Genomic DNA, 16,876 nt, shown 5'->3' on the forward strand with positions numbered 1-16,876 from the left:
TTTAACGAGGAGTCGCAATGCTGCCTTACCCGCAGATCGACCCGGTGGCCCTGGCCATCGGTCCGCTGAAAATCCACTGGTACGGGTTGATGTACCTGATCGGCATCGGCGGCGCCTGGCTGCTGGCTTCCCGGCGCCTGAACCGTTTCGACCCGACCTGGACCAAGGAGAAACTCTCCGACATGGTGTTCTGGTTGTCGATGGGGGTCATCGTCGGCGGACGCCTGGGGTATGTGCTGTTTTACGACTTGCCCGCTTACATCGCCAACCCGACGCTGATCTTCGAGGTATGGAAGGGCGGCATGGCCTTCCACGGTGGGTTTATCGGCGTGATGCTCGCCGCCTGGTGGTTTGGCCGTCGCAACGGCAAGTCGTTCTTCCAACTGATGGACTTCGTTGCACCGCTGGTGCCGATCGGCCTGGGCGCCGGGCGTATCGGTAACTTCATCAATGCCGAACTGTGGGGCAAGCCGACCGACGTGCCGTGGGCCATGGTGTTCCCGCCGTTCAGCGACCCGGCGCAATTGCCGCGTCATCCGTCGCAGCTGTACCAGTTCGCCCTGGAAGGTGTGGCACTGTTCCTCATTCTGTACATTTTCTCACGCAAGCCACGGCCGACGATGGCTGTGTCGGGTATGTTCGCGTTGTTCTACGGCATCTTCCGTTTTGTCGTCGAGTTCGTGCGCGTCCCGGATGCGCAACTGGGCTACCTGGCGTTCGGTTGGGTGACCATGGGCCAGATCCTCAGTCTGCCGATGATCATCGTCGGCCTGGGCCTGCTGTGGTGGGCGTACAACCGTCCGCAACCGTTGAAGAACACCGCGCTTTGAATTCGAATGCCGAGGCCTGCGAGGTCTCGGCTGCACCGATACGGGTAATGACATGAAGCAATATCTCGAACTACTGAACGACGTCGTGACCAATGGCCTGACCAAGGGCGACCGCACCGGCACCGGCACCAAGGCTGTGTTTGCCCGTCAGTATCGGCATAACTTGGCCGACGGCTTCCCGCTGCTGACCACCAAGAAGCTTCACTTCAAAAGCATCGCCAACGAATTGATCTGGATGTTGAGCGGCAACACCAACATCAAGTGGTTGAACGAGAACGGCGTGCGTATCTGGGACGAGTGGGCCACCGAAGACGGTGATCTGGGCCCGGTGTACGGCGAGCAGTGGACCGCCTGGCCGACCAAGGACGGCGGCACGATCAATCAGATCGACTACATGGTCGAGACGCTGAAGACCAACCCCAACAGCCGCCGCATTCTGTTCCACGGCTGGAACGTCGAGTACCTGCCGGACGAGACCAAGAGCCCCCAGGAAAATGCGCGCAACGGCAAGCAGGCCCTGCCGCCGTGCCACCTGCTGTACCAGGCGTTCGTGCATGACGGCCATCTGTCGATGCAGTTGTATATCCGCAGCTCCGACGTATTCCTCGGCCTGCCGTACAACACCGCCGCGCTGGCGCTGCTGACCCACATGCTGGCCCAGCAGTGCGACCTGATCCCCCACGAGATCATCGTCACCACCGGCGACACCCACGCCTACAGCAACCACATGGAACAGATCCAGACCCAACTGGCGCGCACGCCGAAGAAGCTGCCGGAATTGGTGATCAAGCGTAAGCCTGCGTCGATCTATGACTACAAGTTCGAAGACTTCGAAATCGTCGGTTACAACGCTGACCCAAGCATTAAAGCCGACGTCGCCATCTAAAGCCTGCCTCAGTCTAAAGGTGTGGGCTTGTGTGGGAGGGAGCAAGTCCCCTCCCACACTTTGATTCGGTTATCAGGCTGAATTAATGTCCATGGCTTCTGCCCACATGCGAAGGCTCAGCCTCGCTGGCGGCGACACTGCCGCTGACCTCCAGCCGCTGCAATATCCCGCACTGATCCAGCTCCGGCCCGCTGCCACAGCGCTGGCGCAGGTCGATCAGTTGCTCCTGCAATGCCAACAGGCCGTCGATCCGCGCTTTGACATGGTGGATATGCTCGTCGATCAGCGCATTCACGTTTTCGCATTGGTCCTGCGGGCTGTCTCGTAAGCCCAGCAGGCTGCGGATTTCTTCCAGGGTCATGTCCAGGCTGCGGCAGTTGCGGATAAACACCAACCGCTCGGTGTGCGCCTGGGTGTACACGCGGTAGTTGGCCTCGGTGCGTGCCGGTGGTGGCAGCAAGCCTTCCTTCTCGTAATAACGGATGGTTTCCACCGGGCAGTCGGTCAGCCTGGCCAATTCGCCGATCTTCATCGCAACAATCTCCAAATGGGTGCTTGACCCTATAGTGGCTACAGGGTCTTTACTTGGCAACAGGCACCTTACGGACGCGACCAGATGAGCGACTCCCATCACACCCCGCACACCCCGCACACGCACGATCACGCGCATGACCACGCTCATGCGCCGAAAAAACTGACACCGGTGCATGACCACGGCCACGCCGGTGCCTGCTGCTCCGGCACGCCAGCCCCGGCGTTGGTGCAACTGAGCGCCGCGCCAAGCGCCGATTCGCGCCTGAGCACCTTCCGCATCGAAGCCATGGACTGCCCCACCGAGCAGACCCTGATCCAGAACAAACTGGGCAAGCTTGCCGGTGTGCAGCAGCTGGAATTCAACCTGATCAACCGCATCCTCGGTGTCACCCATGACCTGCCGAGCACCGCGCCGATCATCGACGCCATCAAGTCCCTGGGCATGCAGGCCGATCCGATCGAAGAGGGCACCCCGGCTGCCGCACCGCCGGCGAAGAAACACTGGTGGCCGTTGGCGTTGTCCGGCGTCGGCGCCCTGGCCGCTGAAGTGATCCACTTCACCAACGCGGCCCCGACCTGGGTGATTGCCCTGGTGGCGCTGGTCTCGATCCTCAGCGGCGGCCTGACCACCTATAAAAAGGGCTGGATCGCCCTGAAAAACCTCAACCTGAACATCAACGCGCTGATGAGCATCGCCGTGACCGGCGCGATCCTGATCGGCCAATGGCCGGAAGCGGCGATGGTGATGTTCCTGTTCACCGTGGCCGAATTGATCGAAGCCAAGTCCCTCGACCGCGCGCGCAATGCCATCAGCGGCTTGATGCAGATGACCCCGGAACGGGCCACAGTGCGCCAGGCCGACGGCAGTTGGGCCGAACGGGAAGTGAACAGTGTGGAATTGGGCGCCATCGTGCGGGTTCGCCCCGGCGAGCGCATCGGCCTGGACGGCGAAGTCACCGCCGGCCAGTCGACCATCGACCAGGCGCCGATCACCGGCGAAAGCCTGCCGATTGAAAAAACCGTGGGCGATAAAGTCTTCGCCGGCACCATCAACCAGGCCGGTTCCCTGGAATACGCAGTCACGGCGGCCGCCAGCAACTCGACCCTGGCGCGGATCATCCACGCCGTGGAACAGGCTCAGGGCGCCCGCGCGCCGACCCAGCGTTTTGTCGACCGTTTCGCGAAGATCTACACCCCGGCGGTGTTCCTGTTTGCCCTGGGCGTGGCGCTGATCCCGCCGCTGTTCATGGCTGGCGTCTGGTTCGACTGGATCTACCGCGCCCTGGTGCTGCTGGTGGTCGCATGCCCGTGCGCCTTGGTGATCTCCACCCCGGTGACCATCGTCAGCGGCCTGGCCGCAGCGGCGCGCAAAGGCATCCTGATCAAGGGCGGCGTGTACCTGGAGGGCGGTTACAAGCTCGACTACCTGGCCCTCGACAAGACCGGCACCATCACCCACGGCAAACCGGTGCAAACCGACTACCTGGCACTGTTCCCGAATGTCGAAGACAGTGCGCCGGCGTTGGCCGCCGCCCTCGCCGGGCGTTCCGACCACCCGGTATCGTTGGCCATCGCCAACGCGGCTGTGGATAAAAACCTGCCGCGCCATGCTGTGGATAACTTCACTGCCCTGACTGGTCGCGGTGTGCGCGGTGATATCAACGGCACAACCTACCACCTGGGCAACCACCGCCTGGTGGAAGAACTCGGCCTGTGCTCGCCCGCGCTGGAAGACAAACTCTTCGCCCTGGAGAAACAAGGCAAATCCGTGGTGCTGCTGCTCGACACATCCGGCCCGCTGGCGCTGTTCGCCGTGGCCGACACGGTCAAGGACAGCAGCCGCGAAGCGATCCAGCAGTTGCACGAGCTGGGCATCAAAACCCTGATGCTCACCGGCGATAACACCCACACTGCCCAGGCGATTGCGGCCCAGGTTGGCATCGACCAGGCCCAGGGCGACCTGTTGCCCACCGACAAACTGCTAGCCATCGAAGCCCTTTACGGCCAAGGCCGGCGCGTGGGCATGGTCGGCGACGGCATCAACGACGCCCCGGCGTTGGCCCGCGCCGAGATCGGTTTTGCCATGGCCGCGGCAGGCACCGACACTGCCATCGAAACTGCCGACGTGGCCTTGATGGACGATGATTTGCGCAAGATTCCGGCTTTCATTCGGTTGTCGCGGCAAACCTCGAGTATCCTCAAGCAGAACATCGCCCTGGCGCTGGTGATCAAGGCGGTCTTCCTTGCGGTCACCTTCCTGGGCATGGCCACCATGTGGATGGCGGTGTTCGCCGACATGGGCGTAAGCCTGCTGGTGGTGTTCAATGGCCTGCGCCTGCTGCGCAAATAGATGATGTGAGGGTGGTGTGCTGAGTGCCGAGTTGAAGGCGTTTTTTATGGTCGCCCGCCTGGGCAGCATTACCCAGGCGGCGAAAAAACTCGGCCTGAGCCAGCCCACCGTCACCACGCAGATCCGCAACCTGGAAAGCCAGTACGGCGTCGAGCTGTTCTATCGCGGGGGCCGCCGCCTGACGGTCAGCGACGAAGGCGCGCGCCTGCTGCCGATGGTCAAGACGCTGTTGCAGCAGGAAGCGGATATCGAGTTTTTCCTGCGTAACAGTGGCCAGGTCCAGGGCGCATTGCGGATTGCTGCGACGGCGCCGTATTACATCCTCGACCTGGTCAAAGCCTTCCGCGAGCGTTTGCCCCAGGTGGAAGTGTCGGTGGAAATCGGCAACTCCCAACAGGTGCTCGAAGCCCTGGATGATTACCGCGTCGACGTCGCCGCGTCCTCGCAACTGCTGGAAGACCCGCGTCTGATTCGCCGTGTGCTGGGCACCGATCCGCTGGTGCTGGCGGTGCATCGGAACCACCCGTTGGCGACGCTCGATCATGTGCCGTTGACCGCGCTGGCCGGGCATACGCTGTTGATGCGTGAAGCCGGCTCCACCACGCGACGCCTGACGGAACAGCTGCTGCAGGGTGCCGGCGTGAGTTACGGGCCGCTGCTGGAAATCGGCAGCCGCGAGTCGATTCGTGAAGCGGTGCTGCGCAATATCGGCATCAGCATCATCGCCCGCCAGGAAGTGCCCCATGACCCGCAACTGCGAGTGCTGACCATCGAGAACGCGCCGCAGATCGCTGAGTACCTCTACTGCCTCAAGGAAAGAAAAGGCGCTCGCCTGCCAGCTGCTTTTCTCGGGTTGGCGCAGGAAATGTCGCCGATCTGAAATCCGGTGGTGGCCTTGAGGGCGCTATCGGGGGCAAGCCCCCTCCCACACTTGACCGAGTTCCAACATGAGAATGCGGTCAAAATGTGGGAGGGGGCTTGCCCCCGATAGCGCCAGACCTGGCACCCCCCTACCCAAATCCACCAATACCACTATCGCCACGTTTTGCCTTTCTGCCACATCAGGGACGCATTGCCTGCCTAGCATGGCCCTCATCTGTTTGATGAGGTGCCTCCATGAACACAGCCCTGACCCAACCCGGCGCGCCAATGAAGGTGCGCGGTATCCAGAAACGCTTCGGCGCCTTTACCGCGCTGGACAACGTGTCCCTGGACGTCGCCGCCGGCGAGCTGGTGTGCCTGCTGGGCCCGTCCGGTTGCGGCAAGACCACGCTGCTGCGCTGCATCGCCGGCCTCGAGCGCCAGGACAGTGGAGAGCTTTACCTGGGTGAGCGGGATGTTTCCCTGCTGCCGCCGCAGGCGCGGGACTACGGCATTTTGTTCCAGTCCTACGCGCTGTTCCCCAACCTCAGCGTTGAAGCGAATATCGGCTACGGCCTCACCGGCAGCGGTCGCGATGAAGTGCGCAAGCGTGTCGGTCAGATGCTCGAACTGGTCGGCCTGCTGGGCAGCGAAAAGAAATACCCCGGCCAACTCTCCGGCGGCCAGCAACAACGGGTCGCCCTGGCCCGCGCCTTGGCGCCGGCACCCTCGCTGTTGCTGCTCGATGAGCCGATGTCGGCCCTCGACGCCCGCGTCCGTGAGCACCTGTGTACCGAACTGCGCCTACTGCAACGGCGCCTGGGCGTCACCACGCTGATGGTCACCCACAATCAGGACGAAGCCATGTTGATGGCCGACCGCATTGCCGTGATGAACAACGGTAAGGTCGAGCAATACGCCACGCCCCAAGAGATCTACGACCGCCCGGCCACACCGTTCGTGGCGGAGTTCGTCGGCCAGGGCAATTGGCTGCCGTTCAGCCGCAGCAGCGCGAGCCACGCCCAGGTCGGCGGGATGCACATGCGCCTGGCCGATGATGCTGGCGCGGCCACCTCCGGGCGCCTGTTCTGCCGCCCGGAAGCGATCAGCGTCAACCCGCTGGTGCATGAAGAGAACCTGTTTGCGGCCAAGGTCCGCGAGATCACCTTCCTCGGCAACCGTTGCCGCATGAGCTTTGAACTGGCGCAACTGCCCGGTCATCCGCTGCTGGCCGAACTGGCTCCGGAAGCCATGCCGCGCCTGGGGGCCCAGGACATCTGGGTCGCGTTGCCGCCGCGTAGCCTGCAGGTGTTTGCCTGACATGGGTGCGCTGATGACGCTGCCCATTGCACGCCGGGTGTCCCGCGCCGAGTTGGGCGACCGCCTTTTCGTGCTGGGCGGCAAATGGCTATGGCTGTGCCTGCTGGGTATCGCGGTGTTGTTGCCGCTGCTGGCGATCTTCTGGCGCGGCTTCAGCAGCGAAGCCGGGCAGGGCGGCGGGCTGGTGGCGGCGCGGGAACTGGTCAGCAGCGCCAACTTCCACTGGCTGCTTGGGAATAGCCTGAAAGTCTCCCTCAGCGTGGCGGTCATTGTCGTACCGCTGGCGTATCTGTTTGCCTACGCGCTGCAACGCACACTGATCCCGGCCAAGGCGCTTTGGCGCGGCCTGTCGCTGCTGCCGTTGATGGCGCCGTCAATGCTGCCGGGGATCGCGTTGGTCTATCTGTTCGGCAACCAGGGCCTGCTGCGCGGTTTGTTGTCGGAGAATATCTACGGCTTCTGGGGCATTGTCCTCGGTGAGGTGATCTACACCTTCCCACACGCCTTGATGATCCTGTTGTCGGCGCTTTCCCTGGCGGATGCGCGCTTGTTCGATGCCGCCTCGAGCATGGGTGCCAGCCCGGCCCGGGCATTTCGCAGCATCACTTGGCCTGCCACGCGCCAGGCGGTGTTCGCCGCGTTTTGCCTGGTGTTCACCCTGACCATCACCGACTTCGGCGTACCGGTGGTGGTCGGCGGCGATTATCAGGTGCTGGCGCTGGAAGCCTACAAGGCCGTGGTCGGCCAGCAACAGTTCGGGCGCGGGGCGTTGATCGGCATGGTGTTGCTGCTGCCGGCGCTGTTCAGCTTTGGCGTCGATACCTGGCTGCGTCGGCGCCAGGGTGATGCCATGGGCGGCCGTGCCCAGGTGTTCCAGCCGGCCCCGTCGCGGCGGCGCGATGCCTGTTACCTGGCCATCGTGCTGCTGATCTGCGCGGTGTTGCTGCTGGTGTTCGGCATGGCGGTGTACTCGTCGCTGGTGAAGTTCTGGCCCTACAACCTGTCGCTGTCGCTCAACCACTACCAGTTCGAAGACACAGCCGGCGGCGGCTGGCTGGCGTACCGCAACAGCCTGACCCTGGCGCTGTGTACGGCGCTGATCGGCAGCGTGCTGATCTTCACTGGCGCGTACCTGATGGAAAAGACCCAGGGCCAGAAGGGCCTCAACCTGGCGCTGCGCATGCTCAGCTTCGTGCCGATGGCCGTGCCGGGCCTGGTGCTGGGCCTGGGCTACGTCTTCTTCTTCAACCTCAGCGGCAACCCGCTGCATGTGTTCTACGGCACCATGACGCTGCTGGTGGTGTGTACCATCGCTCATTATTTGACCACCGCGCAGATGACCGCCACCACCGCGCTGCGCCAGCTCGATGCCGAGTTCGAAGCCGCCGCGCTGTCGCTCAAGGCGCCGCTGTACCGCCACTACCTGCGCGTCACCGTGCCGATCTGCCTGCCGGCGCTGCTGGACATCGTGCGCTACCTGTTTGTGTCGGCGATGACCACTGTCTCGGCGGCGATCTTCCTCTACAGCCCCGACACCATCCTCGCCGCCGTCGCCGTGTTGAACATGGACGACGCCGGCAATGTAGGCGGCGCGGCGGCCATGTCCACTTTGATTCTGTTCACTTCGGCCGGCGTCTCGCTGCTGCTGGCGTGGGCCTCACGTGGCGCGTTGCGCCGCTCCCAAGCCTGGCGCCAGACCGCGCCGGGCCAATAACCCTGAAGGAGGTATGCCATGTTCAAGCCCCTCGCGTTGGTCGCTGCCGTACTCACTGCATTCAGCCTGAATGCCTTCGCCAAGACTGAATTGACCGTGTACACGGCCCTCGAAGCCGAGCAATTGAAGACCTATAAACAGGCCTTCGAGCAGGCCAATCCCGACATCGAAATCAAATGGGTGCGTGACTCCACCGGCATCATCACCGCCAAGCTGCTCGCGGAAAAAGACCGCCCGCAAGCCGATGTGGTCTGGGGCCTGGCCGCGTCGAGCCTGGCGATCCTCGACCAGCAAGGCATGCTCGAAAGTTACGCGCCCAAGGGCCTGGACAAGATCGGCAAACACTACCGTGACGCCGCCAACCCGCCTGCGTGGGTCGGCATGGACGTCTGGGCCGCGACGATCTGCTTCAACACCGTCGAAGCCGAGAAGCAGGGCCTGAGCAAACCGGTGAGCTGGCAAGACCTGACCAAGCCTGAGTACAAGGGCAAGATCGTGATGCCCAACCCGGCGTCCTCGGGCACCGGTTTCCTGGATGTGAGCGCCTGGCTGCAGACCTTCGGCGAGAAGCAGGGCTGGCAGTACATGGACGACCTGCACCAGAACATCGGCCAGTACGTCCACTCCGGTTCCAAGCCATGCAAGCTGGCGGCTTCGGGTGAATTCCCGATCGGTATTTCCTTCGAATACCCGGCCGTGCAGTTGAAGCGCCAGGGCGCGCCGCTGGACATCATCCTGCCAAAAGAAGGCCTGGGCTGGGACATCGAAGCGACGGCGGTGATGAAAGGCAGCGCCCACGCCGACGCGGCGAAGAAACTCGCCGACTTCTCCGCCAGCACCGCGGCGATGGACCTGTACAAGGACAACTTCGCCGTGCTCGCCCAGCCGGGCATCGCCAAGCCACAGACCGAATTGCCGGCGGACTACGAGCAGCGGCTGATCAAGAACGACTTCACCTGGGCCTCGAAAAACCGCGACAGCATTCTGACTGAGTGGCGCAAGCGCTATGACGGCAAGTCGGAAAAACAATAAATTTCACCTCTACCTGTAGGAGCGAGCTTGCTCGCGAAGAACCCATAGACGACGCGGGCTACCTGATAGCGCTGCGTTATCGTTGACGTGCTTCGCGAGCAAGCTCGCTCCTACAGAGGGTTACGTATGTCATGACAGATTTATTGATCATCGGCGCCGGCATCCTCGGCCTGTCCCACGCCTACGCGGCAGCCAAGCGCGGGCTCAAGGTCAAGGTGTTCGAGCGCAGCGCCACGCCGTTGGGCGCCTCGGTACGCAACTTCGGCCAGGCCCTGGTCACCGGCCAACCGCCAGGCCCGATGCTCGACCTGGCGCGGCAAAGCCGCGATATCTGGGGCGAATGGGCGCGGCTGGCCGGCTTGCAGCTCAAGCGCAACGGCTCGTATCTGTTCGCCCGCAGCGAAGCCGAAGAACACCTGCTGGAAGCCTTCTGCGCCGGCCGCGCCCAGGCGTATGGCTATAACGTCGAACTGCTGCAGGGCGCGGCGTTGCGGGATCTGTACGGCGGCCAATTCCGTCATCACCGCGCAGCGTTGCACGGCAAGGACGATCAGCAGCTGTATTCGCGCGAGGCGATCCCGGCGCTGATCGATTACCTGCGCGAGGAACTGCAGGTGGAGTTTCACTTTTCGACCCTGGTGCGCGACGTCGAGCCGGGCCAGTTGCACAGCACGGCGGGCAGTTTTCGTGGCGCGCAGATCGTGGTCTGCTCGGGCCACGACTACCAAACGCTGCTGGCCGAAGCGATTGCCGAACTCGACCCGCATATCTGCCGCCTGCAAATGCTGCGCGCGCGGCCGGCGGTCAACCTGAACCTGCAACACGCCTTGCTCACCGGCCTCAGTTGCGTGCATTACGGCGCGTTTGCCGACCTGCCGGAAGCGGCGGCGGTGCAGGCGCAGATCCTGCGCGAGGCACCGTACCTGCATGAGCACGGGATTCACTTGCTGATCAGCCCGACGCCCCATGGCGAACTGATCATCGGCGACTCCCACGACTACGGCCGCGATGCGTCGCCGTTCAACGCCGAGCAGGTCGATGACTGGATGCTCGAACTGGCCGAGCAGACCCTGGGTTGCAAGGTCCAGGTGGTCGAGCGTTGGCAGGGCGTCTACGGCGCACGCGGGCGGGTGCCGTTCTCGTTCCTGCGCGTGGCGCCCGGCGTCAGCGCCGCGTTGATGCATACCGGCGTGGGCATGAGCGTGGGGCCGGCGCTGGGCGAGCGCAATATCAGCGCACTGTGGGGGGCGGCATGATGAATCCGCAGCAGGTGATTGCCGAGGTTTTCGGCCTGTACGAGCAACACGGCACGGCGGATTACATCGGCGAGGCGGTGTCGCAGCTCGAACACATGTCCCAGGCCGCGCAGTGGGCCATGGCCGAAGGCTTCGACGATGAAGTGGTGCTGGCCGCGTTTTTCCACGATATCGGCCATCTTTGCGGCCAGGGCGGTGCGAACATGGGCGGCTATGGCGTGGTCAGCCATGAGCGGCTGGGCGCCGATTACCTGCGCCGCGTCGGTTTCAGCGAGCGCCTGGCGCGGCTGGTGGAATATCACGTCGAGGCCAAGCGCTACCTGACCTTCAGCCAGCCGGACTACTACGCCCGGTTGAGCGAAGCCAGCCGCCGCACGCTGGCGTATCAAGGCGGGGCAATGACGCCTGACGAAGCGCGGGCGTTCGAGCAAGACCCGCTCTACGCCATCAGCCTGCGTCTGCGCCACTGGGACGAACAGGCCAAGCAAGCGCAGGTGCCGGTGCTCGATCTGCAGGTACTCAAGGCCAAGGCCGCGCGGCTACTGGTTGCGTAGATTGGCCTTACGCCAAACGCAGATGCGCCGCCTAGAGCCCCTGAGGTCGGATCACTAAGGTGGCTTGCTTCTTCAATCCAAGGAGCAACGCTGATGCGCTACTTAAAAGTGACGGCCCAGGACATGAGCGGCAACGGTCGGGCGGACACAGTCATCCTGCACTTCTATGAGCAGCAGGCTGGCTGTCCCGATGAACTGATCCACGAGATCTTCGCCGTGGACATGAGCGCGGACGGCCGGGTCGACCTGCAATGGGCGGACGATCTGAACCCGGTCACCCGTCCCTGTCGGCTGGAAAAACAGCGGGTGGACACCTTCGCCGACTGCTTTTTGAAGTTGAACTGGTTCAATCGGCGCAGCCACTGGCAGCGCACGTTGACGCTGTACGTCGATCATTACGCCAAGGCCGGCACGCCCAACGCGGTCAAGCTGGAATTCCAAGAGCGCACGGCGCCGCAGTGCAAGGGCTCGCTGATCTACAAGGCCTCCGCCTATGACGGCGATGGCGACGGGGTGCTGGAATCGTTTACCAACAGTGACATCGACCGCGACGGTATTGCGGACAAGGCCGATAAAGAGCTGATCCGCACGTTGTGTACGACCTTTCTGGGCTTTGAGTGGTACGCGCGTCAATAAGCGGGGTCAGGCTTCATCGAGCCGGGCGGCCAGGGCTTCGACCTGCTCCTGGCGCTCGGCCTGGCTCAATTTGGCGTGAGGGTTGAGGGACGACCACTGCGGGTGGGCGCGGGCCTTGTGCAGGGCGTCGGGCAGTTTGCCTTCGCGCCAGGTCTTGTCCTGCGGCGTGTCGACCTTGATGCTGTGCATCGCCGCATGACCGCGCAGGTTCAGGGCCTTGAGCAATTGGCGTTGGCGCAGGGCCAGCAGGCGCAGCACGCTGTCGTCGACGGTCAGCTCGCGCTGGCCCTTGATTTTGCCCAGCAGTCGCCCGCCATAGCTGCGCGCGGTTTGCAGCGCGCCACCGGCAATGGCGCCCGCCAGCGCGGCGGCGCCAAGGGTCAACCCACCCACCAGCAGGTCGACCCCGGCACCGGCGGCCGCGCCGGCGGCAATCCCGCCGCCGACGCGCACGCCGAGTTGCTTGAGGGTTTCCGGGTTGAACAGGTCATCGCCCCAGCGCCCGTCGAGCAGCGGCAAGTCGCTGGCGGCGGCGTCCTGCGGGCGGAAGCCGAACAGCTTGAGCAAGGCTTCCACGCAACGCTGCTCGCGCTGGCGCACGGCCTTGCGCAAATCGCCGATGGCTTGCGGTTCCTCTTCAGTGACCACGCTGCGCCGGCACGCGGCGCAGTCGATCAGCAGTTCGGCGATCAGCCGCGCGGCGCTTTGCTGGCGGGCCTGGCGTTGGGCGTGCTGGTCGAGGATCAGCCGTTCCAGTTGGGGCCGGGCGTTTTCCAGCAGCAGGGCGAGGCTTTCATACAGGCGGCGTTCGCCGTCTTCCGGCGGCGCGACGCTGTCGAACCGCACCAGTGCGTGCAGGCCGAGGCGGGCCAGGGCTTCGCGCCAGTCCGGTTCGCGATGATCGTTGCTGCTGACGAAGTTGAGCACGGGCAATAACGGTTTGCCGCAACTGGCCAGCACTTGCAGTTCGTCGCGGTATTTGGCCAGCACCGGCTCGCGGGCGTCGATCACATACAGGCCGGCGTCGGAGGCCAGCAGTTGGCGCAGCACCTTGGCTTCCTGTTCGAAACGCTGGCGGGCTTCGCTGCCTTCCAGGAAACGCGCCAGGCGTGCCGGGCCGTCGAGGCGTTCGCCGGGGCGATCGAGGCGCTCCAGATAGTCGAGCAGGGCGATGGCGTCTTCCAGGCCGGGGGTGTCGTAGAGTTCCAGCAGGGCTTCGCCCTCGACCGACAAGCGCGCGCCTTCGACATGCCGCGTGGTGCTGGGGCGGTGGGAGACTTCGCCGAAACCGACATCGCGGGTCAGGGTGCGCAGCAGCGAGGTCTTGCCGACATTGGTGTGGCCGACCACGGCGAGTTTCAGGGGTTTAGTCATGGCCGCTCTCCAGCCAGTTCAACGGCGCGCAATCGGCGAAGGGCAGTTCCAGTTGTTGCAGCGCCGTGTGCCAATCGCCCAGGCGCTCGGCGTCCAGCGCCTGGCCGGGTGGCGCTTGCAGCAGCCACACGCGGGTGGCGCTGGCGCTGCGCGCCAGTTCGGCGATCAGCGCCAGGCTGCCCCGGTCGGGCGAGCGGCGCGGGTCGCAGGCGATGGCCAGGCGCGCGGGCGGGAAGCGGGTCAGTTGTTCCAGCAGTTTGTGGCGTGATTCGCGGCTGTCGAGGATGCCGGCGTTCTGCACGTTGCCCGGCAGCTTCGGCGGCCACGGGTGCTGGTCGTCGAGTTCGATGGCGACCACCAGCGCGCCGTCGCTGTGCAGTTCGCTGACGCCGCCGCTGACGGCGTGCAACTGCTCCGGTGCCGCATCGTTGACCCCAAGCCGTTCGCTGCTCGGCATCAGGCGTTCGCGCAGTTGGCTGTAGCCGGGCAGGTTGAGGTCCAGGCGCAGGGCGGCGCGTCCGCGTTTCCAGCGCCACAGGCACAGCAGGGCGAGGATCAACCGCGGCAACAGGCCGTAGATCAGCAGCACGCCCACCAGCCAGGCAGCCCAGGCCTGGCGGGCGCTGTCGATGTTCAGGGCGGAATCGCCGCTGGCGCGGATCATCTCCACCGTGGGGACGTTGAAACCAAGCAGGGCGGGCAGGGCGCCGAGGGCTTGGGTCACGGCGACGAAGGTGTCGGCGCCGAGGATGGTGGTTTCCCACACAAAACCGTAGCGCCGGGTGGCGAGCAGTGTCAGCAGGATCGCCAGCGCGCTGAGCAATGCGAGTAACCACAGGCTGTTGACCAGCACCCCGACGGCCCAGCGATTGAGCTTCTGGCGCTGCAATAGCAGCAGCAACGCCGGCGCCAGTTGCGCGGCTTTGGCGTCACGCGCGAGTTTTTCGCTGAGCCACAACCACAGCCGGCCAAGGCTGGCGCTGTGTTCTCCGGCAAACAGCAGGCCCAATGCCCAACTGATCAGCAGGATCAGGTTCAAGCCGAGCAGGCTGCCCAGCGCCCAGAACACATTCACCGGGGTCAGGCCGTTACCCAGCGCAGCAAAGGCCAGGCCCGCACCGCTGATCACCGCGACTATCGCCAGCAGTATCAGGGCCAAACGCGCACCTTGCAGCCAGCGGATGAGGGCGGTTGTCAGCCCATCGCGCTCGGCCAGGTGCAGGGCGCGCTGTTGAATGCGCGTCGGCAGGTCGCCACCGGCCGTGCGGGCCAGGCGATTGGCTTGCTGATCTTCCAGCGGGCCGGCGTGTTCTTCGCGCAGGCGCACGGTTTCCGTCAGCCAGAGTGTTTGCAGGGGGGTCAGTGCAGTCACGCGCCGTCCTGTTGTGTCAGTGAGCCTAGAGCATAACCGCTGTGCAGCCGGTTGGGGTACGCTTCGCGTGGCTCTGGTATTCTCGTCGCCATGAAAAAAACTCTCCCTCTAAGCCTGATCGCAGCCCTCGGTGAAAACCGTGTGATCGGCGTCGACAACAGCATGCCCTGGCATTTGCCGGGGGATTTCAAATATTTCAAGGCCACCACCCTGGGCAAGCCGATCATCATGGGGCGTAAGACCTGGGATTCCCTGGGTCGACCGCTGCCGGGGCGCTTGAACATTGTGGTCAGTCGTCAGACCGACCTGGCGCTGGAAGGTGCGGAAGTTTTTCCGTCGCTTGAAGCGGCGGTGGAACGCGCGCAGGCGTGGGCGCTGGAGCAGGGCGTGGATGAGCTGATGTTGATCGGCGGCGCGCAGCTTTATGCGCAGGGACTGGAACAGGCGGATCGCCTGTACCTGACGCGGGTGGCGCTGAGCCCGGAAGGGGATGCGTGGTTTCCGGCGTTTGATGAGAACCAGTGGAAGTTGGTTTCCAATCTGCAGAACCCAGCCGAAGGTGACAAGCCGGCTTACAACTTCGAAGTTTGGGAAAAAGCCTAAAAGCATCGGGGGCAAGCCCCCTCCCACACTGACCGCATTCACTCGGTCAAATGTGGGAGGGGGCTTGCCCCCGATAGCGGTCTATCAGGCCTGCGCCAACTCGGCATGCTCATCCGCATTCAGCCGTTCTTTATCCGTCTGCTGCATGATCTGGCTGGTAATCGCCCCGGCTGTCATCGAACCGTTCACGTTCAACGCGGTACGGCCCATGTCGATCAGCGGCTCCACGGAAATCAGCAGCGCCACCAGTGACACCGGCAAGCCCATCGCTGGCAGTACGATCAGCGCGGCAAACGTCGCCCCGCCGCCCACGCCGGCAACGCCCGCCGAACTCAAGGTCACAATCGCCACCAGGGTCGCGATCCACAGCGGGTCCAACGGGTTGATGCCGACCGTCGGCGCGACCATCACCGCCAGCATTGCCGGGTAGAGACCGGCGCAACCGTTCTGGCCGATGGTCGCGCCGAACGAGGCGGCGAAACCGGCGATGGCGTGCGGGATGCCCAGGCGGCGGGTCTGCGCTTCGATACTCAGTGGGATCGCCGCCGCGCTGGAGCGGCTGGTGAAGGCGAACGTCAGCACCGGCCAGACCTTGCGCAAGAAGCGCAGCGGGTTGATCCCGGCCAGCGACAGCAGCAGGCCATGCACCACGAACATCAGCCCCAGCGCCAGGTACGAGACCACGACAAAACTGCCGAGCTTGATGATGTCTTGCAGGTTGGAGCCGGCGACCACCTTGGTCATCAGCGCCAATACGCCGTAGGGCGTGAGCTTCATCACCAGGCGCACCAGGCGCATCACCCAGGCTTGCAGGGTGTCGATGGCGTTGAGCACTTTCTGGCCCTTTTCCACATCATCCTTGAGCAGTTGCAGCGCGGCCACGCCGAGGAAGGCGGCGAAGATCACCACGCTGATGATCGAGGTCGGCTTGGCGCGGGCCAGGTCGGCGAACGGGTTTTGCGGCACGAACGACAACAGCAACTGCGGGATATTCAGGTCGGCGACCTTGCCCGCGTAGTCGTTCTGGATCACTTGCAGGCGCGCCATTTCCTGGGTGCCGGCCACCAGGCCTTCGGCGGTGAGGCCGAACAGGTTGGTCAGGCCGATGCCGATCAGCGCCGCAATCGCGGTGGTGAACAGTAGGGTGCCGATGGTCAGGAAGCTGATCTTGCCCAGGGACGCGGCGTTGTGCAGACGTGCCACGGCGCTGAGGATCGAAGCGAACACCAGCGGGATCACGATCATTTGCAGCAACTGCACATAACCGTTGCCGACCAGATCGAACCAGCCGATAGAGGCTTTGAGGACCGGGTTGCCATCGCCGTAAATGGCGTGCAAGGCCGTACCGAACGCCACGCCGAGTATCAGGGCGAACAGGACTTTCTTGGCGAGGCTCCAGTTCGTTCGACGGGTTTGTGCCAGGCCCAGCAACAGGGCCACGAACACCAGTAAGTTGAGAATCAGGGGCAGATTCATTGAAGCTCCGTTGAGAGTGTTGCCAATCGCGTGAGCCTGCGATTGCGAACCGGGAAGCCTAACAGCTTGATATATATT

The 16,876-nt window shown here is 63.9% G+C and carries 14 protein-coding genes and 1 pseudogene; 11 read left to right on the top strand and 4 right to left on the bottom strand.

Annotation, left to right across the window (positions count from 1 at the left end; all coding sequences use genetic code 11):
* The first annotated feature begins 17 nt into the window (after window positions 1-17).
* Window positions 18-830, top strand: a complete 813-nt coding sequence (gene lgt, locus ACVWZP_RS22375) for a prolipoprotein diacylglyceryl transferase (protein WP_046381731.1) — start codon at window positions 18-20, stop codon at window positions 828-830.
* Between the two features lie 52 nt (window positions 831-882).
* The gene (locus ACVWZP_RS22380) at window positions 883-1,716 is read left to right on the top strand and encodes a thymidylate synthase (protein ID WP_057003969.1); all 834 of its coding nucleotides are present in this window, start codon (window positions 883-885) and stop codon (window positions 1,714-1,716) included.
* An 82-nt stretch (window positions 1,717-1,798) separates the two neighbouring features.
* On the opposite strand, the gene cadR is transcribed toward ACVWZP_RS22380, so the two are convergent.
* On the bottom strand, window positions 1,799-2,248 hold the full coding sequence (cadR, locus tag ACVWZP_RS22385; protein WP_079444882.1) for a Cd(II)/Pb(II)-responsive transcriptional regulator: 450 nt from the start codon (window positions 2,246-2,248) through the stop codon (window positions 1,799-1,801).
* 84 nt (window positions 2,249-2,332) lie between these two features.
* Here cadR and ACVWZP_RS22390 point away from each other — a divergent pair, with 84 nt between their 5' ends.
* From ACVWZP_RS22390 to ACVWZP_RS22425, 8 genes and pseudogenes are all read left to right on the top strand, one after another.
* Window positions 2,333-4,600, top strand: coding sequence for a heavy metal translocating P-type ATPase (locus tag ACVWZP_RS22390; RefSeq protein WP_457370163.1), 2,268 nt, complete (start codon window positions 2,333-2,335; stop codon window positions 4,598-4,600).
* A 16-nt stretch (window positions 4,601-4,616) separates the two neighbouring features.
* A complete protein-coding gene (locus ACVWZP_RS22395; protein ID WP_017845049.1) occupies window positions 4,617-5,480 on the top strand; it encodes a LysR family transcriptional regulator in 864 nt (287 codons plus the stop codon).
* Window positions 5,481-5,716: 236 nt separating this feature from the next.
* Entirely contained in the window at window positions 5,717-6,781 is a 1,065-nt protein-coding gene (locus ACVWZP_RS22400) for a putative 2-aminoethylphosphonate ABC transporter ATP-binding protein (RefSeq protein ID WP_193039773.1), read from the top strand.
* Between the two features lies 1 nt (window position 6,782).
* Window positions 6,783-8,495, top strand: a complete 1,713-nt coding sequence (locus ACVWZP_RS22405) for a putative 2-aminoethylphosphonate ABC transporter permease subunit (protein WP_046381734.1) — start codon at window positions 6,783-6,785, stop codon at window positions 8,493-8,495.
* A gap of 18 nt (window positions 8,496-8,513) precedes the next feature.
* Complete coding sequence (locus tag ACVWZP_RS22410; protein WP_457370164.1) at window positions 8,514-9,527, top strand: putative 2-aminoethylphosphonate ABC transporter substrate-binding protein; 1,014 nt, start codon at window positions 8,514-8,516, stop codon at window positions 9,525-9,527.
* 125 nt (window positions 9,528-9,652) lie between these two features.
* Window positions 9,653-10,783: pseudogene (locus ACVWZP_RS22415) on the top strand (TIGR03364 family FAD-dependent oxidoreductase); the annotation flags it as partial.
* Window positions 10,783-11,337, top strand: coding sequence for a phosphonate degradation HD-domain oxygenase (locus ACVWZP_RS22420; protein ID WP_026139794.1), 555 nt, complete (start codon window positions 10,783-10,785; stop codon window positions 11,335-11,337). The pseudogene ACVWZP_RS22415 and the gene ACVWZP_RS22420, both read left to right, overlap by 1 nt.
* A 93-nt stretch (window positions 11,338-11,430) precedes the next feature.
* A complete protein-coding gene (locus tag ACVWZP_RS22425) occupies window positions 11,431-11,973 on the top strand; it encodes a hypothetical protein (RefSeq protein ID WP_457370165.1) in 543 nt (180 codons plus the stop codon).
* 6 nt (window positions 11,974-11,979) lie between these two features.
* Here the strand turns inward: ACVWZP_RS22425 and ACVWZP_RS22430 are convergent, their stop codons facing one another.
* On the bottom strand, window positions 11,980-13,347 hold the full coding sequence (locus tag ACVWZP_RS22430) for a DUF3482 domain-containing protein (protein WP_017845042.1): 1,368 nt from the start codon (window positions 13,345-13,347) through the stop codon (window positions 11,980-11,982).
* Entirely contained in the window at window positions 13,340-14,719 is a 1,380-nt protein-coding gene (locus ACVWZP_RS22435; RefSeq protein ID WP_457370166.1) for a DUF2868 domain-containing protein, read from the bottom strand. The genes ACVWZP_RS22430 and ACVWZP_RS22435 overlap by 8 nt, the downstream gene beginning before the upstream one ends.
* A gap of 90 nt (window positions 14,720-14,809) precedes the next feature.
* On the opposite strand from ACVWZP_RS22435, the gene ACVWZP_RS22440 reads away from it, so the two are divergent.
* Window positions 14,810-15,322, top strand: a complete 513-nt coding sequence (locus tag ACVWZP_RS22440; protein ID WP_104904290.1) for a dihydrofolate reductase — start codon at window positions 14,810-14,812, stop codon at window positions 15,320-15,322.
* Window positions 15,323-15,406: 84 nt separating this feature from the next.
* Here the strand turns inward: ACVWZP_RS22440 and ACVWZP_RS22445 are convergent, their stop codons facing one another.
* Window positions 15,407-16,798 carry an L-cystine transporter gene (locus ACVWZP_RS22445; RefSeq protein WP_108524867.1) on the bottom strand — a complete coding sequence of 464 codons (1,392 nt, stop codon included), beginning with the start codon at window positions 16,796-16,798 and terminating at the stop codon, window positions 15,407-15,409.
* Window positions 16,799-16,876: the final 78 nt, after the last annotated feature.

It is taken from the genome of Pseudomonas sp. TE36184, assembly GCF_054060055.1.